Below are 25960 nucleotides of genomic sequence, written 5' to 3'. Positions count from 1 at the left end.
TCAGCGCACCTTCTTGCAGTGCATCTCGGGGGCGCGATAGCCCCATACCACAAGCGCTTCGCCCTGATGCTCCCAGAAGCTCTCGTTGCGCCCCTGATAACGCGCACCGCTTCCCGACGGCTGAACATACATCAGCGAGACGCTGTCGCCGCGCTCGGCGATCATGGTCGACGGATCGGTCTGGAAGAACGTGACGACGACCTCGTTGCGCGGATCGCCGTCGCAAGCGAAGGTCACGGGACCGATGCTGGGAACGAGCCGATAGCGCGCCTGCAATTCTGCGATGCGGCGGACATATTCTCCTTCCACGCAGCCACGTCTGTCATCGCTTTTCCAGCACTCGTCGCGTCCCTTGATCCACCCGCGCTGTTCCGCCTGCAGCACGGGTGGCTGCTCTTTCTCCGCTTGACGAGCGGCTTGGGCATAAACGTCGGCAAGCTTGCGATCGAGCGACGACAAAGCCGTATCGGTGCAGATCATCTCTTCGATACTGCCAGCCTTCGCCTTATCGCAGGAGAAGGAAGGCGCCTGCGCCATTGCCGCTTCAGATCCGAGCACCAGGACGAAGCAGCCGGGAAGCACGCCGATCACCTTCCGAAACGCATTCATCGATGCTCCTGACGGACAATACAGATTGTCCTGCCTCGAGGATCGGGCCAGATCTCAGTAAAGCCTCCCGCCCACCGGCACGTCGCGGTCCGGGCGGATCAGCATGACGTCGCCATTGGCATCCGGCACGCCGAGCGTCAGCACTTCCGACATGAACGGTCCGATCTGGCGCGGTGGAAAATTCACCACCGCCATCACCAGCGATCCCACGAGATCGTCCGGGGAATGGTTCACCGTGATCTGCGCCGAGGACCGCTTGGTACCGATCTCCGCGCCGAAATCGATGGTGAGCTTGAACGCGGGCTTGCGCGCCTGAGGAAACGGCTCCACGCCAACGATCCGGCCGACACGAATGTCGACCTTCAGGAAATCGTCGAACGTGATGGGCGCCGCCGTCGAACCCGCCTGATCCATCTTTGCCCCTTGCTCCTGTTCAAATCGCCGCCGCGGGATTCTGCGCATCGCCGTTGCCGTCTTCGGTGCGGCGCGTTTCCGGCCGTGTCGGCCTGCGCCCCTGCATGAGGGCACGTCCGACGGCACGCAGGGGCGCGCTCAGGCGGCGCAGATCCTCGGCTCCTTCCAGGATGCGCTCGGCGCGGCGCAGCTCGCGGTCGAGCCGCGCCATGGTCTTGGCGAGGGTCGGATCGTCGTCGTCGAGCCACGTGCGCATAGTGTTGGCGAAGACCAGGACGGCGCCCTGGAGCTTCAGCTTTCCGAGCGGCCCTTCCGTGTCGATGCCCGCCGCTGCCAGCATGAAGCGCTGGGAATTGAGCGAAACCTGATTGAGAGCGGCGAGCGAGACGGGGTCGTATTGCAGATCCTGGAAGATCCGCCGCAGAGCCTGCTTATAGGGCTCAAGGGCATCGAAGCGGCGCATCAACACATCGAAGATGCGCTCGCGCGCAGGCTCGCCCGCGAGATCGTCGGTCGTTCCCTCCAGCACCTGGCGGTCGATCTGGCGCGACAGCGCGCCGAGGACGGCACCCTTCGAGGGAAAGAGATCGCGGAACTCGGCCAGCGACACATGGGCGGCCTTCGCCACGTCGCCGATCTCGATTTCGTGCCAAGGCTGCCGCGCGGCGAGATCCATGAGCGCCTCGACGATGGCCTTGCGCTTATCCTTGGGAACGTCAGCGGTCATGATCCGTCTCCTGAATATTTGCCGTTGAGACTTAATCTAGGGGCGGACCGCAGCAACCCCAAGGTTCTAGCCCGCGAGTTCCTCGGCCCGCCGCTTGGCCGCCGCCACGGCTTCGCGCATGAGCGCCTTCAGCCCGTCCGGGTCGCGCATGAGGACTTCGAGCGCCGCCGCCGTGGTGCCGCCGGGCGAGGTGACATTCTGCCGGAGCGTGGCGGGCGGCAGGTCGCTCTGGAACAGAAGTTCCCCCGCGCCGGTCACCGTGGCCCGCGCCAGGCGCCGAGCCAGGTCAGGCGGAAGGCCGGCAGCCGTTCCGGCCTCGGCCAAGCACTCGACCAGATGGAACACGTAGGCCGGCCCGGACCCCGAGAGCGCCGTGACCGCATCGATCAGGTCTTCCGAGGGGAGCCATTCGACGATGCCGTTGCTGCTCAGGAGCGCGTCTGCGGTCAGGCGCTGCGTCTCGCTCACCTTCTCGTTCACGGCGGCTCCGGTCGCTCCACGCCCGATGCTGGCGGGCAGGTTCGGCATGGCGCGCACGATGGCACTGGAAGCAGGAAGCCTGGAGCGCAGATCGCCGATCGTCTTGCCGGCCAGGATCGAGATGATGAGGGTCTGCGGTCCGAGAAGGCCGTTCAGCGCAGGCGCGGCCTCGTCGAGCATCTGCGGCTTGATCGCCAGGACCAGCACGTCCGCCGCCGCGGGATCCGAAGGGTTCAGCGCGATGCCCTTCTCGCGGCAGAATCGGGTCATTTCCTCGGAAGGACGCGGATCGAGAACCGTGACGCCCTCAGGCTTCACGCCGACCTTGAGCCAGCCCTCCAGCATGGAGCCGCCCATCTTGCCGGCGCCGACGAGGATGAGGGATGACGGCAGATGCGATACGTTCGACGGCATGGGCTTGACCTGGCAGGATGAAATGATGAGGCCGCACTGTATTCACGGCCGCCCCGCCCTGTCGAGTTGGACCTCAGGCCTCGCCCTCGGTCTCGAACAGGACGGAATCGAGAGCCTCGCGGGCAGACTTGCCAGCCCAGATCACGAACTGGAAGGCCTGGAAATACCGCTCGCAGGCCTCGACCGCGACGCGCAGCATGGTTTCGCACTGCCCGTCGGTCGGATCGGCACCGCCTGCCAGCAGCAGGGCATGGCGGAACATCACCACGTTTTCCGTGCTCCACAGATCGAAATGCCCGACCCAGAGCTGCTCGTTGACGGAGGAAATGAGCTGGAGCACTTCCTGGCGCCGCCGCTCCGGGACCTTGAGATCGAAGGCGCAGGCCATGTGCATGGCCTCCACGTCCTCGATCCACGTAAAGGCGACGTCGTAATCGGCCCAGCGGCCTGCCACGGAGATCGACATCTCGTCCGCTTCGGCCCGGTCGAAGATCCAATGCCGCAGGGAAGCGAGGCGCTCGACCACATCCAGGGGATGCTCCGAGCGGTCGATTTCAAGATGAATCTGCGACATGTCGATCCTGGATGCTGAATTGCCCGATGATGGTAAACATATCGGGCAACACCATTGCGTAGATCCGGGGACTATTCGAAAGAAGTACTCAGAATACCTTCGGTATTCCGCGATCCCGCTGCCGCCGCCTCGAATCAGCTGATGAATCGACAGTCTTAGATTTCAGCCTTCGTCACAATGCGCGGGATTCACCTGTCCACAGCAGGAGACCCGCGCCGGACGCAGGGCGGATTCCCATCGGGATCAGGGCGTCGCGGGGTTCACGCCGGCCGTGGAAGCGAGCTTCGCCTCGAGGTCCTTGACCCGGGCTTCGAGCCGCTCGTTCTCTTCGCGGGCGGCCACCACCATCTCGCGCAGAACCTCGACCTCCTCGCGGGTGGCGACGTCCATATCCTTGATCAGGCGCTCGAACTGGCTGCGGACCACGGTCTCGACCTCCCGCCGGACACCCTGGGCAGCGCCTGCGGCATCGGTGGCGAAACGGGCGAGTTCATCGAAGATCCGGTTGGACGATTGGGTCATGGGAAAATCCACAGCGTTCGACGGGCCCTGAGCCCCTGGAAGCTCACACATGGGCGCATTTGCCACAAACTGCAACAGGGTTGACGTCCTTGGCCCCACGGGTCCAATGGCGATGCTTTCGAACAAGGCCTGCTCATGCCGCTCTCCTTTCCCCTCATCGATCCCGTGGCGATTTCCATCGGCCCCTTCGCGATCCGCTGGTATGCGCTGGCCTATGTGGCCGGCCTCCTGGGCGGCTGGTTCTACGCCAAGCGTCTCGCGGCGAAGGCCGAACTCTGGGGCGACTTGAAGCAGCCCAAGCCCCTGGATGTGGACGACCTCATCGTCTGGGTGGCGCTCGGCGTCGTGCTGGGCGGCCGGATTGGTTACGTGCTGTTCTACAATCTGGGCTCCTACCTCTCCCATCCGCTGGAAATCTTCGCGATCTGGCGCGGCGGCATGTCCTTCCATGGGGGCTTCCTGGGATCGGTGCTCGCCATCGTGCTCTTCTCCCGCTCGCGGGGACTCAACCCGCTGGCCATGCTCGACATGGCATCCGTGGTCACGCCGATCGGCCTGTTCTTCGGCCGCATCGCCAACTTCATCAACGGCGAGCTCTGGGGCCGCCCCGCCCCTGACTTTCCGTACGCGGTGGTCTTTCCCCATGCAGGTCCCGAGCCCCGCCATCCGAGCCAGCTCTATGAGGCTTTCGGGGAAGGCCTGATCCTGTTCCTCGTCATGGCCGTCGCCGCGCGGAGCTTCGGCTTCCGTCGCCCGGGCCTTCTCGGGGGCATCTTCGTGCTGGGCTATGCCGTCGCCCGCATCGTCTGCGAGTTCTTCCGCGAGCCGGACGCGCAACTCGGCTTCCTGTTCGGATCCTCCGTCCAGGCGCTCAGCGGCGGCATCACCATGGGCATGCTCCTGTCCATTCCCATGGCGCTCATCGGCGCGGGCCTCATCGTCATGGCCATGCGCGGCTACACCCGCCCCTCCAAGACCGCCGAGGCCGCGTGAGCCCGATGAAGGATACCTTACGTGAGACGATCGCCCTCGAGGGGCCGATCACGGTCGAGCGCTACATGAGCCTGTGCCTGAGGCACTACTACGCCACCCGCGATCCGCTGGGCGCCGCCGGCGACTTCACCACCGCTCCCGAGATCAGCCAGATGTTCGGCGAGCTTATCGGCCTCTGGCTGATGGAGATCTGGAACGGGATGGGACGCCCCTCCGGCTGCCGGCTCGTCGAGCCGGGGCCGGGCCGCGGCACCCTCATGGCCGACCTGCTGCGGGCGACACGACTGCTGCCCGACTTCAAGGCTGCCGCCACGGTGCATCTGGTCGAGACGAGCCCGTCCTTGCGAGAGAAGCAGCAGGAAGCCCTCGCTGCCTCGGGCTTCTCCCTGCACTGGCATGACCGGATCGAGGACGTGCCGCCGGGCCCGACCCTGCTCGTCGCCAACGAGTTCTTCGACGCCCTGCCCGTGCGCCAGTTCGTCGGCACGGAGCGCGGCTGGTGCGAGCGGCTCGTCGGTATCGAGAACGAGCGCCTGATCTTCGGCCTGCGTCCGGAGCCGGAGCCCGCCCTCGGCGCGCCGTTGAAGCCCGGCGACATCCTCGAATGGCCGGGCGCCTCCATCGACGTGATGAGCGAGCTAGCCGGACGGCTGGGACGCGACGGGGGCGCGGCCCTGATCCTCGATTACGGCTATTGGGGCCCGGCCTTCGGAGACACGCTGCAGGCGCTCAAGGCGCATAAGCCAGTCGACCCTCTCGATGAACCGGGGGAAGCGGATCTTACGACCCACGTCGACTTTCACCGCCTCGCCCAGGCCGCCGTCGTGCAGGGTGCCAGGGCTCACGGTATCGTCACCCAGGGCGACTTCCTCCGGTCTCTCGGCATCGAAGCGCGCGCCACCGCCCTGAAGGCTCGGGGCACGCCTACGCAAGCCGCCACTATCGACCAGGCGCTCTCACGGCTAACGGAGCGCGGACCGACCGGCATGGGTGATCTGTTTAAGGTTTTGGCCGTTACACATGAGACGATCGGCGCCGTGCCCGGCTTGCCTGCCCTGTCTTCCTCTTCCTAAGATTGCGCCATGTTCATTCAAGCCCCTGCCCTCGCGGCCCATTCCGGCATCCGCCACGCCTTCTTCACCCGCCAGGGTGGCACATCGGATGGGATCTACGCCTCTCTCAACGGCGGCATCGGATCATCGGACGACCCTGCGAAGGTGCATGAGAACCGCCGTCGCATGACGCAGGCTCTGGGGGTCGAGCAGGATGCTCTGATCAGCGTGTATCAGGTCCACTCCCCCGATGCGGTGTTCGTCGAGGCACCCTGGCAGGGCGAACGTCCCAAGGCCGACGCGATGGTCACGGCGACCCCCGGCCTCGCGCTCGGCATCACCACGGCCGATTGCGGACCGGTGCTGTTTTCCGATGCCGAGGCCCGCGTGATCGGAGCCGCCCATGCAGGCTGGCGCGGCGCCGTCACGGGCGTGCTGGAATCCACCATCGCGGCCATGGAGCAGCTGGGTGCGCGCCGCGAGAATATCGTCGCGGTGCTCGGTCCGACGATCAGCCAGAAGGCCTATGAGGTCGGACCGGACTTCATCCAGCGCTTCGCCGACGAGGCGCCCGGGCACGAGCGCTTTTTCACGAAAGCCGAGAGGCCGGATCACGCCATGTTCGATCTCCCCGGCTTCATCGGCGCGCGCCTCGAAGCCGCGGGCATCGGCGCCTTCACCGATCTCGGGCTCTGCACCTATTCCGACGAGGAACGGTTCTTCAGCTACCGCCGCACCACCCACCGCAAGGAGCCGGATTACGGCCGGTTGATCTCGGCGATCGCGCTCACTCCTTGATGCCGGCGACGTCGGGCGTTTCCCAGGCGAGATGCTGGCCGCCGTCGACGGCGATCATCTGGCCCGTGACGCTGCGCGCTTGCGCCAGATAGAGCACCGCATCGGCAATCTCGTCCGGCGTGCCGCCGTGCCCCAGCAGCACCGCATCGCTCTGCTTGGTAAAATCCTCGTCGCCCTGGCGCACGTTCGACAATGTCGGCCCGGGCCCGATGGCGTTGACGCGAATACGCGGCGCGAGCGCCTGCGCCATGGTCTGCGTCGCGGTGAACAAGGCGGCTTTCGTCAGCGTGTAGGAGAAGAACTGCGGCGTCGGCTTCCACACGCGCTGATCGACGATGTTGACGATGCAGCCATGCCTGTCGGCGGGAAGCTGATGGGCGAAGTCGCGCGCGAGAAAAGCCGGTGCGCGCAGGTTGACGGCGAAATGCCGATCCCATCGATCCTGCGAAAGCGTCTCGACGTCGTCCGGCTCGAATTCGGATGCGTTGTTGACGAGCAGCGTCAGAGATCCCAGCTCCCGAACGGCCTCCGGCACGATGCGCTCCACCGCTGCACCATCCGCCAGATCGGCCTGGACGACTGCGGCCCGTCCGCCCTGCTCGCGGATCCGCGCCGCCATCGCGTCCGCCTCGTCGGTCGAGCGTCGGCAATGGATCGCCATCGCATAGCCGTCCTCCACGAGTCGTTCGACGATTCGCCGCCCGATGCGCTGCGCTCCACCGGTCACGAGAGCGACCTTGTTCATGTTCAACCTCTTGAAATGTAAGCACGTCACGGCACGTCCGACCGTCGGACAAGAAAATGACATTTTTTCGCTCCGCCGTCGAACCAATGGCCAAGCTGCGCGTTTAGGACTCCGGCGATGACGCAAGGGGAAACTCGCACATTGCTGCCACAATCCTGCCACGGTGGTCTTTGCCGCTGTGGTTGTCAGGTCACAGCCCTCGACGGGTTGTCGCTCTATAAAAGGCCAGTGCTTGGCTTGACCCAGGAGACCGGGTCGAGCTCGCATGACATCGATAGGAAAGAGAAACCATGAAGAAAATTCTTCTCGCCAGCGTCGCTCTCTTCGGCTTTGCCGGAGCCGCTTCTGCTGCGGACCTTCCGCTCCGCGCTGCTCCGCCGGCTCCGATCGTTGCTGCCGTTCCGGTCTTCACCTGGACCGGCTTCTACGTCGGTGCCCAGGTCGGCTATGGCTGGAATGCCAACGACAACGACATCGTTCTCCCGAGCGGGTTCGTGGTGCAGAGCGGCGATTTTGGTGACAGCGGCGACGGCTTCCTGGCCGGTGTCCACGCTGGTTACAACTACCAGCTCGGCTCATTCGTGGTCGGTGTTGAAGGCGATATCGAAGGCGTGTTCGGCGACGACAACAATGACGTGGTCATCATTGGCCCCGGTGGCGGCGTGTTCACGAACTACGGCTTTGCCGGCAATGCTCTCGACTGGCAGGGCTCGATCCGCGCTCGCGCCGGTTTCGCGTTTGACCGTGCATTGATCTACGCGACCGGCGGTTTCGCCTTCGCTGGTGTCTCGGATGGTTTCGGCATCCGTGGCAACGACGACACGCTGACCGGATGGACGCTGGGTGCTGGTGTCGAATATGCCTTCACCAACAACCTGACCGCCCGTCTGGAATACCGTTACACCAACTTTGATGGTGGCGATAACTTCTTCAACAATGTCTCGCTCGGCAGCAACGACATTGAATTCCATACGGTCCGTGCCGGCATCAGCTACAAGTTCAGCACGTACTAAGATCCATCGCTTCGGCGATTGAAAAGGCCCGGTGGCGACACCGGGCCTTTTTGCTTTATGGCGTCACTCGCGTCTTGGCATAGGCCGGCACGCGAGCTTCGAAATCCGCGAGCCATGCGACGAGTCGGGGATAGCTCTCGCGCCAGCGAGCACCGAAGCGGAGGTCGAGGTAACCCAGCGCGCAGGCGAGAGCGATCTGGCCGATATGCAGGGGCTGACCCGGCTCGGCGAGATGGGCCTCCGCATGGTCGAGGCCGCGGCGGACCTTGTCCGCCTGATGCGAGACCCATTTCGGTTCGTGCCTGTCTTCCGGACGGAAGCGTCCTTCGTAGACCTGCAGCAGCGCCGCATCCATGATGCCGTCTGCGAGCGCTTGATCGCGCAGGGCCGAGAACCGCGCGGGGCCATTCGGAATGACGCCACCGCTCCCGGCGAGATGATCCAGGTAATCGACGATCACGCGGGAATCGTAGAGCACGTCACCGTTTTCGAGAATGAGCGCCGGGATCTTGCCGAGTGGATTCTGCTGCCGAATGGAATCCTCAGGGTTGAGAGTATCCGCATCGACGATCTGGATGCGGTCGGTCAGGCCGAGGATCGAAGCCGAGAGTTTGACCTTCCGCCCGAAGGGCGAAGCGGGCGAGGAGCGGAGAACGAGCATGGGTGACCCCTGTTGTTAGAGCGGCAGGAGTCATGAACCCTCGAAACCGGCGCGGCAATTGGTTTTAAGCAGGGGGCCCGAAGGCTTCACAGCGATAAGCGCCATAGCCGCTGCGCGACAGGCGCTCGGCCAAGGCGGGCAGCAGCGTTTCCGCCTCCTGCCGCAGGGCCCAGGGCGGATTGATGACGAAGAGGCCGCTGCCGTTGAGCCGCGAGGGGTCGCGCGGATCGTCCACATAGAGTTCGAGGCGAAGACCGGGACGCGAGCATTCCGCGTGCAGGCGCGCCGCCACCGCGTCGATGGAGCCGGCATCCTTGATCGGATACCACCCGGCATAGATTCCGGTCTGCCATTTGTTCACGGCGGCGAGCAGCTCCGTTCCGAGCCGCTCCAATTCGTTGGGCTTCTCGTAGGGCGGATCGATGAGCACGAGGCCGCGCTTCTCCTTGGGCGGGATCAGCGCATGCAGCGCTGTCCATCCGTCGAGATGCATCACCTTGAGATTCGCGACTTCGTTGAAGGCCTCGCTCAGAACAGCGTAATCGGCCGGATGCAGCTCCACGAACACGCCCCGGTCCTGCCGCCGCAGAAGCTCGCGCACGATGGCGGGCGAGCCGGGATAGATGGTATCGCCATGACGGGCCCGCACGTCGGCCACCACGCTCCTGTAGGGCGCGAGGATCTCCTCCACGTCGGGAGAGAAGGCCTCGTCCAAGCGCCCGATTCCCTCGACCCATTCGCCCGTCCGTCCAGCCTCGTCGCCGGCAAGGTCGTAGAGCCCGATGCCCGCATGGGTGTCGACGACGCGCAGGGGCGTCTCCTTGCGCTGCAGGTAAACCAGGATGCGCACCAGGAGCGCGTGTTTCATGACGTCGGCGAAATTGCCGGCGTGAAAGGCATGTCGGTAGTTCATTTGCGTCCTACGGCATCGGCCCGATGCCCATCTCGTTCATGCGCTTCGGACCGATGCGCTATCTTACGGCCGGAACGGTGATCTCGCCCGCCCGACAGCCGTCGCGGTCGACCTCCGGGCACTGGCGGAATCCGCGCAGGTCCTTGGTCAGGCAGATGCGGACCTCCTGAAAGATCCGCCTTCCGCAGGAAACCGAAATCATGTCGGGACGCAAGCCCGGATTGGCATTGATGAAGGCCCGTTCGATCTCGCTCGGCAGCACCTTCGGCCGGCTGTCCAGGCTGTTGAAACTGTCCGGGACCTGCACGAGGTCCCGGGCCCGCCGGACGGCGCGGAAATAGCCGCTCGGGCTTTCCCCCGTGCAGGTCCCGTGCTTGCGCCATTGGTAGCGGGCCAGATTATCGTCCGGGAAGAGCCCCTTGGCATCGGCCAGGGCCGCCTGTGGGACGAAGCGGCCGCTGGGCTCGCAGAAGCTCGGGAAACCTTGCTCCCATTGCGGCCACAGGCCGTGGGTCACGAAGCCGAGACCGCTGCCTGTGTCACATTGTCGGCTCCGGCTGCCGCTGCTCTCGCAGAAGCCGGGCGACCAGGACAGGGCCAGGACGTAGAAGTCGAACTGCCCCATCGGGGCGCCCCTCGCCTCCCGGGGTCCCTGGGCCGCGGAAGGCAGGATCGAGAAAACAAAGGCACCCGCGAAGGCGAGCCACCCACGCAGGATCAAGGGGCCGCCTGCTTGCAATGGGGCGCATAGGCGTAATCGCGGTCGAGCCCGTCGACGCAGGACTCCGTGTTCCAGCCGATGCCGATGAAGCCGAGATCCTCACGGATCGAGAAGTTGATCCGGCGCTTGAAGCCGTCGGACACCACCACGGTGCCCGTGCAGTAGCGGCGGGGAATGTAGTCGAGCCCCCAGGGGCGCCAGGCGACTTCCTGCACGCGCTCGAAGGCGAGCAGCTGAAGGCTGGAATTCCAGAACCGGCCTTCCTTGTGCGAGAACCGCGAGCTGATGCTCTGGAGCACCGCGGGATCGGCGCAGGCCGGCAGCGTGGCGTCGAAGGGCTCGTCCCGCCGTTCCGCGGGCGTGATCTCGCGCGCAAGCGCAGGGGCGCTCAACAGCATGCAGGAGATGATAGCCGCCAGCCATTTCATTGAAAATGCTCCACCAAGTCTTCAGACCGTGCAACATCGACCATGTGGGCGGCGTTCGCGAAGGTCAAGGTCCGGTTACGCTTTAATAGATGGCGTGGCTGTTGAGCATCATCGGCTGGCCGGCGGACCGCCCCTGCACCCGGGGCGGGGCATAAGTCTGCTCGACCGGACGGGCCATCGGCGGAAGGGGTGCCTGGGAAGCGCCCTGGGCAGGTGAAAACCTTGAGGAACCGGCATTCGATCCCGGCAGGTCGGCCGCATAGCGGCCGGAGGGGGCATGGGGCGCGGGACCGACGGGAGCGGCGATGGTCGGGGACGGGGGCGGCGGTGCCGGCGGGATGTAGGTCTCGCCATCCGCAACGTCCTGCTCCAGGTCGACGGGCGCCAGATCGCCGGAGGACGCTGCGCTCCGGAGGACCTCACGGCTGCGCTCGGGATCGATTCGCGGCTCGAACTTCAGGATCGGCTTGCAGATGCGCCGCTGGCCGCGAGGATCGTGCCGCGCCAGATCGATGTGGAAGTGATCGTAATGGAAGGCGTCCGAACCGGGGCCGAGCACCGTGGTGAAGTAGCGGCAGGCCCCGACGAGGGCCTCGCGCAGGAATTCCTGCGTGGCGGGATCCCCTCCCCGCCAGCCCTTCGCCACGACAATCTCCCGGCCGTCGGCCAGAACGAAGGCCATCACGTCCATGGCGTTTCCGAAGGCGTGCTCGGACACCTTCGCGCCCATCTGGTTGTTGCGGGGGCGGCAGGAATAGGAGCCGGCTTTGATATCGGCGAGCGGTACGCCGAAATACATCTGGGTGGCCGGCCTGACGATCTCGTCGAGCCAGGCATCGATGCTGGGGATGATCGGGCAGGCCAGGGTGACCTTGGATTTCAGCCCGACGGCGCCGTTGTTGAAGGCCGAGACCTTGAACGGATGGTCCATGCCGCAGACGCCCGGCCCGTCGATCTTGGAGCTGAGCGCCATGTAGGCGGAAGGCTGCACGAGACGCTGCGACAGGCACGCCTCTTCGGCCTGCGCGCGCCAAGGCTCGCGCTGCTCGAAACGAAACAGACCGCAACCGGTGAGCCCAAGCCCAACGAGCGATAGGGCAAAAAACGCAACTAACCCACGACGCATGGGCGCGAGACTCGCTCAAGGACGTAAACATCCCGTCAACGGAGGAAAGCCGCCCCGTCGCGCCCGCCCGCATCGGCGACCGGACGGCCCCGCGGATCGGGCTTTTCCCGCAGGATGGGGCACCGGAGCCTGCGCGGTTGTCGTTCCCGCGCAGGCGGGAGCGTAGATCCGCCGAGGGTTGAGGAAAGGGCAAGCCGCGTCGCACCGCGTGCGGCCGCGCCGGCGGGTCCGGGCTTCCGCTAAGCGGCGCCGGGATGACACCCGCGACGTCATCACCGGGCTCGTCCCGGTGATCGCGACAGCCTGAAACGCTGAGCCTGATCGGATCGGGACGGACGGCACACGGCCGGCCATGACGACGTGGTTGTCATTCCCGGCCGGAGCGCAGCGGAGGGGAAGGGAATCCATGGCTCGACGCTTGATCGTGGATCCCCTTCCCTCGCTCCGCTCGTCGGGGATGACACCACCGCACGGCCGGGACCACCCCCGCCACGACATCACCGGCCTTGTGCCGGTGATCCCGATCCGAATGGCGCCGTGCCTCACCGTATCGGGATGGCCGGCACGAGGCCGGCCATGACAGGGTGGGTGCCTGGTGATGGTTTCCTGTCAAAGAGCAGCACCTTGGGGCCCGCAGCTTGCGCTGCGAGCCTTTTCAGGAGATCGAGGGTGGCGTGTCGGGCAGCCCGGCTCGCTTGTGAGTGAGAATGGAAGAGCCGAACTGCTCGTCCCGCACGGTACTTTTAGGCGTTTAGACTTGGACCAGCACAGGGCTGCCAAGGGCCTCCCGTCGCAGGTGTGCGAGACCTGCGGCAGGACCGTTCCCCACCCCACAACTGCGACGCCTCGCGAGCGCGCCCCTCGTCAGGCGGGGATGGGTAACGATATAGCCAAGGTTCATCCCCCTGTCAAGAACAAAGTGAGAACATAACATCACGCTGCTCACACCCTCATCCGTCCTCACCTCCCCGGACTTGTTCCGGGGACCCGTGCCGGTGATCCCGATGAACTGAAGCGCCGAGCCTCATCGTATCGGGATGGCCGGGACGAGCCCGGCCATGACGTCGAGGGCGTCACTCCTGTCCTGTCAGGACGATCCTTCGAGACGCAGCTGCGCTGCTCCTCAGGTTGAGGGCGGAGCGGTGGGAAGGAAGGTGTGGGTGGCCGGGACGAGCACGGCCATGACGAAGGAGGATGCCGTGCCCGGCCCGCGACGGCATCGCTAGCGGAGGGGGCGTGGATCCATCATGGGGGCGGCGCGGTCCATGCCGGGTGTGAGGTCGAACCGATAGGCGACCTCGACAACCATCTGGCCACGCAGATCGAAGGATTGCTCGGCACCCGATTGTCCGCCCAGGGCCTCGTAGAAGCGGCGTGCGGACAGATTGTCCTTCAGCACCCACAGCCCGACCGAGCGGAAGCCGTGCCGGCCGAGATGATCGAGGACGCCGCGCATCAGCCTCAGGCCGATGCCCCGGCGCTTGACCTTGTCGAGCAGATAGATGGCGAAGATTTCCGCCTCGGTGCCGAGCTGTTCGGCACCCTCCCGAATCGGCCCGCCGCGGACGAAACCGACGATCCCGCCGTCATCCGTCTGCGCGACGAGAAGCTTGGCCCGCGGATCCGGCTGCGCGAAGGCGCCTTGCCACATCTGCATTCGCTCCTCGACGGAGAGGCCTGCCAGCGCCTCGGGGCGCAGGAAATCCCTGTAGGATTCGCGCCAGCCCTGGACGTGGACCCTGGCGATCCCCTCGACATCCCCCTCGACCGCGTCGCGGATGAGGATGCTCACTCGGCGGCGTCCTTGATCTTCTCGCGGAACGGGTCGGCCGGGTAGACGCCGAGGATGCGCAGTTCGCGGGAAAAGAACTCCAGCTCCTCCAGGGCCCGCTTGAGGTTCGTGTCCTCCGGGTGACCGTCCACCTCGGCATAGAACTGCGTCGCCAGGAACTCACCTTCGAGCATGTAGCTCTCGAGCTTCGTCATGTTGATGCCGTTGGTCGCGAACCCGCCCAGCGCCTTGTAGAGCGCGGCCGGCAGGTTGCGGACGCGGAACACGAAGGAGGTGACGGTCGGCCCCTGCCCGGCCGGCGTCCAATACGGCGTCTTGGACAGGACGACGAAGCGGGTGGTGTTGTGGGCTTCGTCCTCCACGTTCTCGGCCAGGATGTTCAGACCGTAGATCTCGGCCGCCATCCTCGGAGAAAGCGATGCCCGGGTCGGATCCTTCCACTCCGACACTTCCCGGGCCGAGCCTGCCGTATCACCGGCCACATGGGCTTTCAGCCCGAGCTTGCGGATGATCTTGCGGCACTGCCCCAGCGCATGGACATGGCTGTAGACGTCCTTCACGGAGCCGAGATCCGCGCCCGGGATCGCCATGAGGTGGAAGTGGATCGGCAGGAAATGCTCGCCGACGATGTGCAGGCCCGAGGTCGGCAGCATGTGGTGGATGTCGGCCACGCGCCCGGCGATGGAGTTCTCGATGGGGATCATGGCGAGGCCCGCAATCCCCTCGTTCACGGCCGCCAGGGCGTCTTCGAAGGTCGGGCACGGGAGAGGCTCCCAGTCGGGACGCGCCTCCGAGCACGCCGTGTGGGAATTGGCGCCCAGCTCACCTTGGAAGGAAATAAGCTTGCTCATGATGTCCTCCGGGACCCAATAGTTCTGGCCGCGAGGATCTCGCGCGCCCTGTCCAGATCGTGGGGAGTATCGACGCCGAGCGGCACGTCGTCGACCACGACGGCGTCGATCCGCATGCCGGCCTCCAGCGCCCGCAGCTGCTCGAGCCTCTCGCGCGTCTCCAGGGGGGACGGCTTGAGACCGACGAAACGCTGCAACGCCTTGCGGCGATAGGCATAGAGGCCGATGTGATGATAGAGCGGGCCTTCGCCGTAGGGCGCGGTCGCGCGGGTGAAGTAGAGGGCGCGGAAATGCCCGGCCGAGAGCGGGCTTCCTACCATCTTCACCACGTTGGGATTGGTTTTTTCCTCGTCCCTGACGATGGCGGCCACCAGGGTCGCGATGTCGACCGACGGGTCCGACAGCGGCACGATGGAAGCGGCGATCGCCGCCGGATCGATGGTCGGCAGGTCGCCCTGGACGTTCACGATCACGTCATGCCGCCCGTCCGGATCGAGCTTTTCCACAGCCTCGAAGATGCGATCCGACCCGGAGGCGTGGTCCGCCCGGGTCATGACCGCCTGCCCCCCTGCCCTGGTCACCGCCTCGGCGATCTCGGGAGCGTCGGTGGCCACGGCCACGGGCCCGATTCCCGCCTCCACGGCCCTGCGCCACACATGGACGATCATGGGTTCGCCGGCGATCTCGGCCAGGGGCTTGTTCGGCAGGCGGGTCGCGGCAAGGCGGGCGGGAATGAGGACGATGGGATCGGACATGGGGCTGCTTGTTCAGAAAAGTGCGCGGTCCTTAGCAAGGCGGAGGTCGTTTGTCATGGGCTCGACCCGGATCTTCGGCCGGCTCACCGCGTTCGACACCCGTGCTGCGACCACGAGAACGGCGAAAACTCCTGGAAACCCCATTGTCAAAACCCCATCACTACGGCTAAGCAACGGCCCTGCCGTGGGCATCCGCCCGCGAATCCGTTCTGCTGCGCTGATTTCGCCGGTGTACGAAGGCGAGGAGAGCCTAACTGATGAATATCGAGACCAATAAGATCGCGGGCGCCGTTTTCGGTACGCTTCTCTTCGTGGTCGGCGTCAACGTTATCGCCGGCGGCATGTTTGCTCCCCATAAGCCCGCTGTCCCCGGATACGACCTACCGGCCCCCGAAGCGGCCGCCGCCGGGGGCGCTGCCGCCTCGGCCGAGCCGGCACAGCCGCTTCCGGTCCTCCTGGCCAGCGCCGATCCGGCGAAGGGTCAGGCCCAGTCCAAGAAGTGCGCGGCCTGCCACACCCTCGACAAGGGCGGAGCGAACAAGGTCGGGCCGAATCTTTATGGCGTCGTCGGACGCCCCGTCGCCTCGCATGAGGGCTTCAACTACTCGGCCGGCATGAAGGCCCATGGCGGCAACTGGACCTATGAGGCTCTGGACGCCTTCGTCCACAACCCGAAGCAGGCGACCCCGGGCACCATCATGGCCTTCGCGGGCCTTGCCGGAGCCAAGGACCGGGCCGATCTGCTGGTCTACCTGCGGACTCTCTCGGACAACCCGGTTCCGCTGCCGGCCGCCCAGTAAGTCGTTCACATTGATCACATTTCGGAAAGCCGGGCCTGATGCCCGGCTTTTCTTTTAGGCACTTGCGGCATTTACGGTTTATCCCTTGCGCTCGCCCCCTTGCGCCCAAAATGTAAGCGGGCGCATCGTGCGGAAAAGTGATCCCACTTTTGGGTCCGATGCTTGAACGACAGACGCCTCGCCCTTTCAGGAGACGCCTTGTGATCCGTACCCTTCTGCCGAGCTTCCTCGCTGCCTGCCTCGCCTTCACCCCCCTCGCAGCTCAGGAAGCCCCATGGCGGCACGGCGCGGCCCTCCTGGACGAGCCCAAATATCCGCAAGGCTTCCCGCATTTCGACTACGTGAACCCGAACGCCCCCAAGGGCGGGACGGTGCGTCTGGGCGCGCTCGGCACATTCGACAGCTTCAACGTCGTGGTCGCGGGCGTGAAGGGATCGCCCGAGCAGGGGCTGGGCCTGATCTACGAGACCCTGACCACCTCCGCCCTCGACGAGGCGAACGCCTCCTACGGCCTGCTCGCGGAATCCTTCTCTTATCCGGAGGACTACTCCTCGGTCAGCTTCCGCCTGCGCCCGGAAGCCAGGTGGCACGACGGGCAGCCGGTGACGGCGGACGACGTGATCTTTTCCTTCGAGAGCCTGAAGGCGAACAGCCCGACCTATGCCTTCTACTACGCCAACGTCACGAAGGCCGAGAAGACGGGCGAGCGCGAGGTCACGTTCACGTTCAATCAGAAGGGCAATCGCGAGCTGCCGCAGATCATGGGCCAGCTGATGGTTCTTCCCAAGCATTGGTGGGAAGGCACCGCGCCGGACGGGCGCAAGCGCGACGTGACCCAGACCACCCTCGAGCCGCCGCTCGGCTCCGGTCCCTATCGCCTCAAGAATTTCGACGCTGGCCGCAACGCCACCTATGAGCGCGTGAAGGATTACTGGGGCGAAAAGGTCAACGTGAATGTCGGCCAGAACAACTTCGACGAGATCCGCTACGAATATTACCGCGACGCGACCGTGCTGCTCGAAGCCTTCAAGGCCGACCGTCTCGACTTCCGCACGGAGAACAGCGCCCGCAACTGGGCCACGGGATACGATTTCCCGGCCAGGCAGGAAGGCCGCGTCGTCCTGGAAGAATTCCCGTTCCGCGCCACGGGCGTCATGCAGGCCTTCGTGCTCAACATGCGCCGCGACAAGTTCAAGGATCAGCGCGTGCGCCGGGCGTTCAACCTGGCCTTTCCTTTCGAGGAGCTGAACAAGACGATCTTCTATGGCCTCTACGAACGGCCATCGAGCTATTTCTACGGGCTCGACCTCGCCTCGTCCGGCCTGCCCGAAGGCAAGGAACTGGAGATCCTGGAGAGCGTCCGCGACAAGGTTCCGGCGAGCGTCTTCACGACGCCCTACAAAAACCCGGTCAACGACTCGCCCGAGGCGATCCGCAACAACCTGCGCGAGGCGGACCGCCTGCTCAAGGAAGCGGGCTGGGAGGTGAAGAACGGCCGCCGCGTCAACGCCAAGGGAGAGGTCCTGAGCGTGGAGCTGCTCAGCAGCAGCCCCAACGAGGAGCGCGTGTTCCTGCCCTACAAGGCATCCCTGGATCGGCTGGGCATCGCCGCGAGCGTGCGCACCATCGACGACGTGCAATATACCAACCGCACCCGCTCCTTCGACTTCGACATCGCCACCGGCCTCTGGCCGCAATCGCTCTCGCCCGGCAACGAACAGCGCGAGTTCTGGGGTTCGCAGGCAGCAAGCAGGGAGGGCTCGCGCAACCTCGCCGGCATCGCCGATCCCGGCATCGACGCGCTGATCGACAAGGTGATCTTCGCCACGGACCGCGACGATCTCGTCGCCGCCACGAAGGCGCTCGATCGCGTCCTGCTCGCCCACGACTATGTCGTTCCGCAATGGACGTCGCTGAAGCAGCGCACCGCGCGATGGAACCGCTATTCCCATCCCGAGACCATGCCGCGTTATGGCGGAGCCGCCTTCCCGACCATCTGGTGGTACGATGAAGCCAAGGCCGCCAAGACGGGAGCACCGCGATGAGGGACATCAGCCGCCGGACCATTCTCAGGACCGGAGCGGCAGGTGCCGCTCTTTCCTTGCTGCCGCGCATCGGCTTTGCGCAGGACGGGGAGACCGAAACCCATGGCCTCTCGAGCTTCGGCGAGTTGAAGTACGGGCCCGAGTTCCGACACTTCGATTACGTGAACCCGTCGGCGCCCAAGGGCGGCACGCTGGCGATCCAGATCAAGCAAACCACGGGCAATCAGAACTTCGATACCTTCAACACGCTCAACGTTTTCGTGCTGCGCGGCGACGGCGCGGCCGGAATGACGAGCACCTTCGACAGCCTGATGGCAGGCTCGGGCGACGAGCCGGACGCGCTGTACGGGCTCGTGGCGAAGAGCGTGCGCATTTCCGACGACAAGCTCACCTACCGGTTCATTCTGCGTCCTGAAGCACGCTTCCACGACGGCTCGAAGCTGACCGCGAAGGACGTGGCCTTCTCGCTCGACATCCTCAAGACCAAGGGGCATCCGGTCTACAACCAGCTCCTGACCCAGATGGCCTCGGCGGAGCCGGAAGCGGACGACGTCCTGCGCGTCCAGTTCACGCCGCAGCGAAGCCGCGACATCCACCTCATCGTGGGCGGCATGCCGATCTTCTCCGAACGCTACTGGCAGGGAAAGGATTTCGAGGCGTCCACATTGGAGGCGCCGCTCGGCTCCGGGCCCTACAAGGTCGGCCGTTTCGAGGTCGGGCGCTTCATCGAGTTCGATCGCGTTCCCGATTACTGGGCCAAGGACCTGCCCGTGAATGTGGGGCAGAACAATTTCGAGCACGTCCGCTACGAATATTTCCGCGACCGTACCGTGGCCTTCGAAGCCTTCAAGAACGGAACGCTCAACTACAACGAAGAATATACGTCCCGCATCTGGTCGACGGGCTACGACTTCCCGGCCGTGCGCGAGGGCAAGGTGAAGAAGGAAGAGATTTCGAACGACGCGCCCTCGACGATCCAGGGCTGGTACTTCAACATGCGCCGGGACGCCTTCAAGGATCCGCGCATCCGCGAAGCCATCGGCCTTGCCTTCGATTTCGAATGGACGAACGCCAACATCATGTTCGGCCTGTTCAAGCGCACGACCTCGTTCTTCGAGAACAGCGACATGAAGGCGGTCGGCAAGCCCTCGCCGCAAGAGCTGGCGCTGCTGGAACCGTTTCGCGGCACGCTGCCCGCCGCCGTCTTCGGCGATCCCGTCCTGCCGCCGGTCTCCGACGGGTCGGGCCAGGACCGGCGTCTTCTGCGCCGCGCCGACGAGCTCCTGCGCGACGCGGGATGCAAGCGCGAGGGTGGAACGCTGAAGCTTCCGAACGGGCAGCCCTTCAGGATCGAGTTCCTCGATTTCCAACCCTCGCTTCAGCCGCATACGCAGCCGTTCCAGGCGAACCTGAAGCGACTCGGCATCGACGCCGTTTCGCGCATCGTCGATGCGGCGCAGTACCAGCGCCGGATGGACGAATATGATTTCGACATGGCGAGCCGCAATCTCGTCGGTTCGTCCACGCCCGGCGACAGCCTGCGCATCGTCTACGGCTCGGCCGCGGGCAAGAGGCCGGGATCGCAGAACCTCGCCGGGATCGACAACCCGGCGGTGGATGCCCTCATCGAGACGATCGGCAACGCCACGTCCCGCCAGGAACTCAACGTGGCCTGCCGTGCCCTGGACCGGGTCCTCCGTTCGGGCCATTATTGGGTCCCCATGTGGTACCGGGCCAGCGACTGGCTTGCCTATTGGGACCAGTTCTCGCGCCCCGAGACCAAGCCGCGTCTCTCCTCGGGCGCACCGGGAACCTGGTGGTACGATGCCGAGAAGGCGAAGCGGATCGGAAGAGGATAAGGCTTGGACACGACGCTGACGACACACAGGGAGGCGGACATGCCCCGCCTGATCCTGCGGCTCGAGGGGCTGGCCCTCTTCGTCCTGGCCACGGCCGCCTTTGCCCATATGGGCATATCCTGGTGGCTCTACGCCGTCCTCTTCTTCACACCCGACCTGAGCTTCGCGGCCTATACAGCGGGCCCTAGAACCGGAGCCGTTTTCTACAACGCTCTCCATACCACTCTCGGGCCCGCCATCCTGGCGGGATCGGGCTGGCTGTCGGACAGCTCTCTCTGTCTCGGTGTCGCGGTCATCTGGGCGGCGCATATCGGATTCGACCGCATGCTGGGCTACGGCTTGAAATACTCGTCCGGATTCAACGACACTCACCTTGGCCGCATCGGCCCCAAATCCGCAGGCGCTTGATGCTCGCCTATATCGCACGCCGCATTCTCCTCATGATCCCCACGATCCTCGGGATCATGCTCATCTCCTTCGCACTGGTGCAGTTCGCCCCCGGCGGCCCCGTCGAGCGCATCATCGCGCAGCTGCAGGGGCAGGATTCCAGCGCTTCCTCCCGCATTTCCGGCGGCGGCGGCGATTTCGGGGTTCAGAGTCCCGGCGGCGCGGGCGCCGGCGGCGGCGACACATCCCGCTACCGCGGCGCGCAGGGGCTCGATCCGCAATTCATCAAGCAACTCGAGGCGCAGTTCGGCTTCGACAAGCCGGCCTACGAACGCTTCCTGAAAATGCTGTGGGATTATGCCCGCTTCGACTTCGGCAAGAGCTACTTTCGTGACATCTCGGTCCTGGAGCTGATCAAGGAGAAGCTGCCCGTCTCCATCAGCCTCGGGCTCTGGATGACGCTCCTGTCCTATGCGATCTCGATCCCGCTCGGCATCAAGAAGGCCGTGCAGGACGGCTCCTCCTTCGACATCTGGACCTCCGCGGTCGTGATCATCGGCTATGCCATTCCGGGCTTTCTCTTCGCGATCCTGCTGATCGTGCTCTTCGCCGGCGGTTCGTTCTGGCAGATCTTCCCGTTGCGCGGCCTCACATCCGAAAGCTGGTCGCAGATGCCGTGGTACTGGCAGATCGTCGATTACTTCTGGCATCTGGTGTTGCCGATCACCGCCATGGCGCTCGGCGCCTTCGCCACCTCGACCCTGCTGACGAAGAACTCCTTCCTCGACGAGATCCGCAAGCAATACGTGCTCACGGCGCGCATGAAGGGATTGTCCGAGCGGCAGGTCCTCTACGGCCACGTGTTCCGCAATGCCATGCTCATCGTCATCGCGGGTTTTCCCGGAGCCTTCATCGGCGCCTTCTTCGCCGGGGCGCTTCTCATCGAGACCATCTTCTCCCTCGACGGCCTGGGGCTTCTGTCCTTCGAGTCGATCGTGAACCGCGACTATCCGGTGGTCTTCGCCAATCTCTACATCTTCTCGCTGGTGGGTCTCGCGGTGAACCTGGTCTCCGACCTCACCTATACCTGGATCGATCCGCGGATCGATTTCGAGACCAGGGAGGCGTGAGATGAACGAGAACGTGCCCCTCGTCTCTCCGGCGTCTTCGCCCGTGGCTCCTCCCCTGCCGAAGGAAGGCTTCATCAGGCTCTCGCCGCTCAATCGGCGACGGCTGCAGAACTTCAAGGCCAATAGGCGCGGCTACTGGTCGTTCTGGATCTTCATGATCCTGTTCGTGCTGAGCCTCTTCGCCGAGCTGATCGCCAACGACAAGCCGATCCTCGCCTCCTACAAGGGCGAGCTGCTCTATCCCGCCTTCGTGGACTATCCGGAAGAGAAGTTCGGCGGCTTCCTGGCGCAGACCGATTACCGCGATCCGGTCATCGCCAAGGAGATCCAGGACAACGGCTGGCTGCTCTGGGCGCCGGTGCGTTTCTCCTACAACACGCATAATCTCGACTTGCCCGTCCCGGCGCCGGCGCCGCCCACATGGATGCTCACCGACGAGCAATGCCGCCCCATCGCGGAGCGCACCGGCGGCACCGGCTGCAAGGACATCGAGTGGAACTGGCTCGGCACCGACGACCAGGGCCGGGACGTGGTGGCGCGCCTCATCTACGGCTTCCGCATCTCCGTGCTGTTCGGCCTGACCCTCGCCGGCATCTCGTCCATCGTGGGCATCCTTGCCGGCGCGGTGCAGGGCTATTACGGCGGCTGGACCGATCTCCTGTTCCAGCGCTTCATCGAGATCTGGACCGCAATCCCCTCGCTCTATCTTCTCATCATCATCTCGGCCGTGATCACGCCGAGCTTCTTCGTGCTGCTCGGCATCCTGCTGCTCTTCTCCTGGGTGTCGCTCGTCGGCGTGGTCCGCGCCGAGTTCCTGCGCGCGAGAAACTTCGAATACGTGCGCGCCGCACGCGCCTTGGGGCTGTCGAACGGCACCATCATGTTCAAGCACCTCCTGCCGAACGCCATGGTGGCGACGCTCACCTTCATGCCGTTCATCATCAACGGCTCGATCACGACGCTCACCTCCCTGGACTTCCTCGGCTTCGGCCTGCCGCCCGGCTCGCCCTCGCTCGGCGAGCTTCTGGCACAGGGCAAGGCCAACCTTCAGGCGCCATGGCTCGGCCTCGCGGGTTTCTTCGTGATCGCCATCATGCTCAGCCTCCTCATCTTCGTCGGCGAAGCGGTGCGCGACGCCTTCGATCCGCGGAAGACGTTCCGATGACCGAGCCCCTCCTGTCCGTCCAAGACCTCTCCGTCGCGTTCCGCCAGGGCGGCGGCGACATGCTGGCGGTCGACCGCGTCTCCTTCGACGTCATGCCGGGCGAAACGGTGGCGCTGGTTGGCGAATCCGGATCGGGCAAGTCCGTCACCGCCCTGTCGGCGCTCAAGCTCCTGCCCTACCCGTCCGCGCATCACCCATCGGGCCGCATCCTGTTCAAGGGCAAGGACCTGATCGCCGCCTACGAGGATGAGATGCGAAAGGTTCGCGGCGACGACATCACCATGGTGTTCCAGGAGCCGATGACCTCGCTCAATCCGCTCCACCCCATCGAGCGGCAGATCGGCGAGATCCTGAAACTGCATCGCGGCCTGTCCGATCGCCAGGCCCGCACCCGCACGCTCGAGCTTCTCACGCTTGTCGGCATTCGGGATGCGGAATCGCGGCTCGACGCCTATCCGCACCAGCTCTCCGGCGGCCAGCGCCAGCGCGTGATGATCGCCATGGCGCTCGCCAACGAGCCCGACCTCTTCATCGCCGACGAGCCGACCACTGCGCTCGACGTCACGGTGCAGGCGCAGATCCTGCAGCTGCTTGCGGAATTGAAGAGCAGGCTCAACATGTCGATGCTCTTCATCACCCACGACCTCGGCATCGTCCGCAAGATCGCCGACCGCGTCTGCGTGATGCTGAAGGGCAAGATCGTCGAGCACGGAACGGTCGCGGAGGTGTTCGGCAACCCGCAGCATCCCTACACGCAGCGCCTCCTCGCCGCCGAGCCGAAGGGACGCGCCAATCCAGTGGCGAAGGATGCGCCGGTCATCGTCGATGCCGGGCCGATCAAGGTGTGGTTCCCCATCAAGCGCGGCTTCTTCCAGAAGACCGTCGGCCATGTGAAGGCGGTCGACGGCGTATCGGTGCGCGTGCGCAGGGGCGAGACCGTCGGCGTGGTGGGCGAATCCGGCTCCGGCAAGACCACCCTCGGCCTCGCCATTCTGCGCCTCGTGCAATCGGAAGGCCCTGTCGTGTTCCTCGGCAACCGCATCGACGGCATGCGCGGGAAGGAGATCCGTCCGCTGCGCAAGGACCTGCAAGTGGTGTTCCAGGATCCTTACGGCTCCCTTTCGCCCCGCATGTCCGTGGCCGAGATCGTCGAGGAAGGGCTGCTCGTTCAGGACAAGGGCCTCACCTACGCGCAGCGTCGCGACATCGTCGCGCGATCCCTTCAGGATGTGGGCCTCGATCCATCGACCATGGACCGATATCCGCACGAGTTCTCCGGCGGCCAGCGCCAGCGTATCGCCATCGCCCGCGCCATGGCGCTCGAACCGCAATTCATCATGCTCGACGAGCCGACCTCGGCGCTCGACATGTCCGTGCAGGCGCAGATCGTCGAATTGCTGCGCGACCTCCAGAAGCGGCGCAACCTCGCCTACATGTTCATCAGCCACGATCTCAAGGTGGTGCGGGCGCTCGCGAACCACGTGGTGGTGATGCAGAACGGCAGGATCGTCGAGGAAGGCTCCGCCGAGAACATCTTCGCCGCCCCCCGGACCGACTATACCAAGGCCCTCTTCGCCGCCGCCTTCAACCTCGAAACGGCGGCATCGGACGCCGTTCGGGAATAGCGCGCTTGCGACCAGCCCCCAGGTCTGGATGTCCCCCCCCCTATTGAGGAGCATCGCATCTTTTGCCGTAATGCCGTATCAGTCGTGACTCTCGTGGGTTAAAGGACAAGAATTCATGCCTCGCGCTCTACTCATCGTGCTCGATTCCGTCGGTATCGGCGGGGCCGAGGATGCGCCGGCCTATGGCGATGCCGGAGCCGATACGCTCGGGCACATCGCGGAGGCCTGTGCGACGGGCGGAGGCGATCAGGCCGGTCTGCGCCAGGGGCCTCTCGACCTGCCCCATATGACCGCGCTCGGTCTCGGGCTTGCCTGCGAGGCTTCGACGGGGCGCATGCCGCCGAACCTTGCGCCACGTGGCGCACTGAAAGGCGCCTGGGGCTACGGCGTCGAGACCTCCAAGGGCAAGGATACGCCCTCGGGCCATTGGGAGATCGCGGGCGTTCCCGTCGCCTTCGACTGGGGCTACTTTCCCGATACGATCCCGTCCTTTCCGGAGAAATTGACCGCAGCACTGATCGAGCGCGGCAACCTTCCCGGCATTCTCGGCAACAAGCATGCCTCGGGCACCGCCGTCATCGACGAGCTGGGCGCCGAGCACATGCGCAGCGGCAAGCCGATCGTCTACACCTCTGTCGACAGCGTGCTGCAGATCGCGGCCCATGAGGACACCTTCGGGCTGGAGCGGCTCTATGACCTCTGCCGGATCGGGCGCGAGCTCTGCGACGAGTACAAGATCGGCCGCGTGATCGCCCGCCCCTTCCTGGGCGCCCCCGAAACGGGCTTCAAGCGCACCGGCAACCGCAAGGATTTCGCCACGCCGCCGCCTTCAGACACCATCCTCGATACGCTCACGAAGGCGGGCCGTCCGGTGGTCACCGTCGGCAAGATCGGCGACATCTTCGCCCATCGCGGCACGGGCAAGGAAATCAAGCCCAACGGCAACGATGCCTGCCTGTCCGCGGCCATCGGGGCGTTGAAGGACCTGCCCGACGGGGGCTTCGTCTTCGCCAATCTGGTCGATTTCGACAGCGAGTTCGGCCATCGACGCGACATTCCCGGCTACGCCGCCGCCCTGGAGGCCTTCGACCGGCGCATTCCGGAGATCGAGGCGGCGCTTCAGGACGGCGACCTCGTCATCATCACGGCCGACCACGGCAATGATCCCTCGTGGCGCGGATCCGACCATACCCGCGAGCACACACCGATCCTGAGCTTCGGGCGGGGTGTGGCACTGAACGCCATCGGACGGCGGGAAAGCTTTGCCGACATGGGGGCGAGCGTGCTGAAGCATCTGGGCGTGCCCCATGGCGCCAAGGGCAAGGCTTGGCTTTGATCCGCCACGTGACGGCAGGCACAAG

The 25960-nt window shown here is 65.1% G+C and carries 27 protein-coding genes; 12 read left to right on the top strand and 15 right to left on the bottom strand.

Annotated features, from left to right (window positions below; all coding sequences use genetic code 11):
* The 6 genes from U0023_RS13665 to U0023_RS13640 form a co-directional block, all read right to left on the bottom strand.
* Window positions 1-609, bottom strand: coding sequence for an MliC family protein (locus U0023_RS13665; protein ID WP_009494601.1), 609 nt, complete (start codon window positions 607-609; stop codon window positions 1-3).
* A 54-nt stretch (window positions 610-663) separates the two neighbouring features.
* On the bottom strand, window positions 664-1023 hold the full coding sequence (locus tag U0023_RS13660; RefSeq protein ID WP_009494600.1) for a tRNA-binding protein: 360 nt from the start codon (window positions 1021-1023) through the stop codon (window positions 664-666).
* A 19-nt stretch (window positions 1024-1042) separates the two neighbouring features.
* Window positions 1043-1750: a TetR/AcrR family transcriptional regulator gene (locus U0023_RS13655; protein WP_009494599.1), complete on the bottom strand. Its 708-nt coding sequence runs from the start codon at window positions 1748-1750 to the stop codon at window positions 1043-1045.
* 66 nt (window positions 1751-1816) lie between these two features.
* Window positions 1817-2644: a pyrroline-5-carboxylate reductase gene (gene proC, locus U0023_RS13650; protein WP_009494598.1), complete on the bottom strand. Its 828-nt coding sequence runs from the start codon at window positions 2642-2644 to the stop codon at window positions 1817-1819.
* A gap of 73 nt (window positions 2645-2717) precedes the next feature.
* A complete protein-coding gene (locus tag U0023_RS13645; protein WP_009494597.1) occupies window positions 2718-3218 on the bottom strand; it encodes a type III secretion system chaperone family protein in 501 nt (166 codons plus the stop codon).
* 243 nt (window positions 3219-3461) lie between these two features.
* A complete protein-coding gene (locus tag U0023_RS13640; protein ID WP_009494596.1) occupies window positions 3462-3740 on the bottom strand; it encodes an accessory factor UbiK family protein in 279 nt (92 codons plus the stop codon).
* Between the two features lie 135 nt (window positions 3741-3875).
* Between U0023_RS13640 and lgt the strand changes: the two genes are divergently transcribed.
* The 3 genes from lgt to pgeF are packed head-to-tail and all read left to right on the top strand — an operon-like array spanning window position 3876 to window position 6583.
* A complete protein-coding gene (gene lgt / locus U0023_RS13635) occupies window positions 3876-4733 on the top strand; it encodes a prolipoprotein diacylglyceryl transferase (protein WP_009494595.1) in 858 nt (285 codons plus the stop codon).
* 5 nt (window positions 4734-4738) lie between these two features.
* Entirely contained in the window at window positions 4739-5806 is a 1068-nt protein-coding gene (locus U0023_RS13630; protein WP_009494594.1) for a class I SAM-dependent methyltransferase, read from the top strand.
* Window positions 5807-5815: 9 nt separating this feature from the next.
* Window positions 5816-6583 (top strand): peptidoglycan editing factor PgeF, encoded by a 768-nt coding sequence (gene pgeF / locus U0023_RS13625; protein ID WP_009494593.1) that lies wholly within the window; start codon window positions 5816-5818, stop codon window positions 6581-6583.
* On the opposite strand, the gene U0023_RS13620 is transcribed toward pgeF, so the two are convergent.
* Window positions 6573-7328 (bottom strand): SDR family oxidoreductase, encoded by a 756-nt coding sequence (locus tag U0023_RS13620; protein WP_009494592.1) that lies wholly within the window; start codon window positions 7326-7328, stop codon window positions 6573-6575. The two genes, pgeF and U0023_RS13620, sit on opposite strands and share 11 nt — an antisense overlap.
* Before the next feature lie 290 nt (window positions 7329-7618).
* Here U0023_RS13620 and U0023_RS13615 point away from each other — a divergent pair, with 290 nt between their 5' ends.
* Window positions 7619-8341, top strand: a complete 723-nt coding sequence (locus U0023_RS13615) for an outer membrane protein (RefSeq protein WP_009494591.1) — start codon at window positions 7619-7621, stop codon at window positions 8339-8341.
* 55 nt (window positions 8342-8396) lie between these two features.
* Here U0023_RS13615 and U0023_RS13610 read toward each other — a convergent pair whose 3' ends face one another.
* The 8 genes from U0023_RS13610 to U0023_RS13575 all read right to left on the bottom strand — a co-directional run bounded on the left by U0023_RS13610 (window position 8397) and on the right by U0023_RS13575 (window position 15588).
* On the bottom strand, window positions 8397-9002 hold the full coding sequence (locus tag U0023_RS13610; protein WP_009494590.1) for a glutathione S-transferase family protein: 606 nt from the start codon (window positions 9000-9002) through the stop codon (window positions 8397-8399).
* A gap of 64 nt (window positions 9003-9066) precedes the next feature.
* Window positions 9067-9915, bottom strand: coding sequence for a 23S rRNA (adenine(2030)-N(6))-methyltransferase RlmJ (locus U0023_RS13605; protein WP_009494589.1), 849 nt, complete (start codon window positions 9913-9915; stop codon window positions 9067-9069).
* 58 nt (window positions 9916-9973) lie between these two features.
* Window positions 9974-10636: a ribonuclease T2 family protein gene (locus U0023_RS13600; RefSeq protein WP_009494588.1), complete on the bottom strand. Its 663-nt coding sequence runs from the start codon at window positions 10634-10636 to the stop codon at window positions 9974-9976.
* On the bottom strand, window positions 10633-11064 hold the full coding sequence (locus tag U0023_RS13595) for a hypothetical protein (RefSeq protein ID WP_009494587.1): 432 nt from the start codon (window positions 11062-11064) through the stop codon (window positions 10633-10635). The genes U0023_RS13600 and U0023_RS13595 overlap by 4 nt, the downstream gene beginning before the upstream one ends.
* A gap of 82 nt (window positions 11065-11146) precedes the next feature.
* Window positions 11147-12190, bottom strand: a complete 1044-nt coding sequence (locus U0023_RS13590) for an extensin-like domain-containing protein (protein ID WP_009494586.1) — start codon at window positions 12188-12190, stop codon at window positions 11147-11149.
* A gap of 1222 nt (window positions 12191-13412) precedes the next feature.
* Window positions 13413-13982 (bottom strand): GNAT family N-acetyltransferase, encoded by a 570-nt coding sequence (locus U0023_RS13585; protein WP_009494585.1) that lies wholly within the window; start codon window positions 13980-13982, stop codon window positions 13413-13415.
* Complete coding sequence (locus U0023_RS13580; protein WP_009494584.1) at window positions 13979-14833, bottom strand: prephenate dehydratase; 855 nt, start codon at window positions 14831-14833, stop codon at window positions 13979-13981. Before U0023_RS13580 ends, U0023_RS13585 begins: the two co-directional genes overlap by 4 nt.
* Window positions 14830-15588 carry a 3-deoxy-manno-octulosonate cytidylyltransferase gene (locus tag U0023_RS13575; RefSeq protein WP_009494583.1) on the bottom strand — a complete coding sequence of 253 codons (759 nt, stop codon included), beginning with the start codon at window positions 15586-15588 and terminating at the stop codon, window positions 14830-14832. The genes U0023_RS13580 and U0023_RS13575 overlap by 4 nt, the downstream gene beginning before the upstream one ends.
* 257 nt (window positions 15589-15845) lie before the next feature.
* Here U0023_RS13575 and U0023_RS13570 point away from each other — a divergent pair, with 257 nt between their 5' ends.
* From U0023_RS13570 to U0023_RS13535, 8 genes are all read left to right on the top strand, one after another.
* Entirely contained in the window at window positions 15846-16388 is a 543-nt protein-coding gene (locus U0023_RS13570) for a c-type cytochrome (protein ID WP_009494581.1), read from the top strand.
* Between the two features lie 158 nt (window positions 16389-16546).
* Window positions 16547-18433, top strand: a complete 1887-nt coding sequence (locus U0023_RS13565) for an extracellular solute-binding protein (protein ID WP_052600696.1) — start codon at window positions 16547-16549, stop codon at window positions 18431-18433.
* Window positions 18430-20292 (top strand): extracellular solute-binding protein, encoded by a 1863-nt coding sequence (locus U0023_RS13560; protein ID WP_009494579.1) that lies wholly within the window; start codon window positions 18430-18432, stop codon window positions 20290-20292. Before U0023_RS13565 ends, U0023_RS13560 begins: the two co-directional genes overlap by 4 nt.
* Window positions 20293-20331: 39 nt before the next feature.
* Complete coding sequence (locus tag U0023_RS13555; RefSeq protein WP_009494578.1) at window positions 20332-20700, top strand: DUF4260 domain-containing protein; 369 nt, start codon at window positions 20332-20334, stop codon at window positions 20698-20700.
* Window positions 20700-21809 (top strand): microcin C ABC transporter permease YejB, encoded by a 1110-nt coding sequence (locus U0023_RS13550; protein WP_009494577.1) that lies wholly within the window; start codon window positions 20700-20702, stop codon window positions 21807-21809. The genes U0023_RS13555 and U0023_RS13550 overlap by 1 nt, the downstream gene beginning before the upstream one ends.
* 1 nt (window position 21810) lies before the next feature.
* A complete protein-coding gene (locus U0023_RS13545; protein WP_009494576.1) occupies window positions 21811-22974 on the top strand; it encodes an ABC transporter permease in 1164 nt (387 codons plus the stop codon).
* Entirely contained in the window at window positions 22971-24599 is a 1629-nt protein-coding gene (locus U0023_RS13540) for an ABC transporter ATP-binding protein (protein ID WP_009494575.1), read from the top strand. Before U0023_RS13545 ends, U0023_RS13540 begins: the two co-directional genes overlap by 4 nt.
* A 115-nt stretch (window positions 24600-24714) precedes the next feature.
* Window positions 24715-25935 carry a phosphopentomutase gene (locus tag U0023_RS13535; protein WP_009494574.1) on the top strand — a complete coding sequence of 407 codons (1221 nt, stop codon included), beginning with the start codon at window positions 24715-24717 and terminating at the stop codon, window positions 25933-25935.
* The last annotated feature ends 25 nt before the right edge of the window (window positions 25936-25960 follow it).

The sequence above is a fragment of the Microvirga lotononidis genome (genome assembly GCF_034627025.1).
In the GTDB taxonomy this organism is placed as follows: Bacteria; Pseudomonadota; Alphaproteobacteria; order Rhizobiales; family Beijerinckiaceae; genus Microvirga; species Microvirga lotononidis.
Note: the sequence above shows the minus strand (reverse complement) of the source record. Positions and strands in the feature narration are given on the sequence as shown.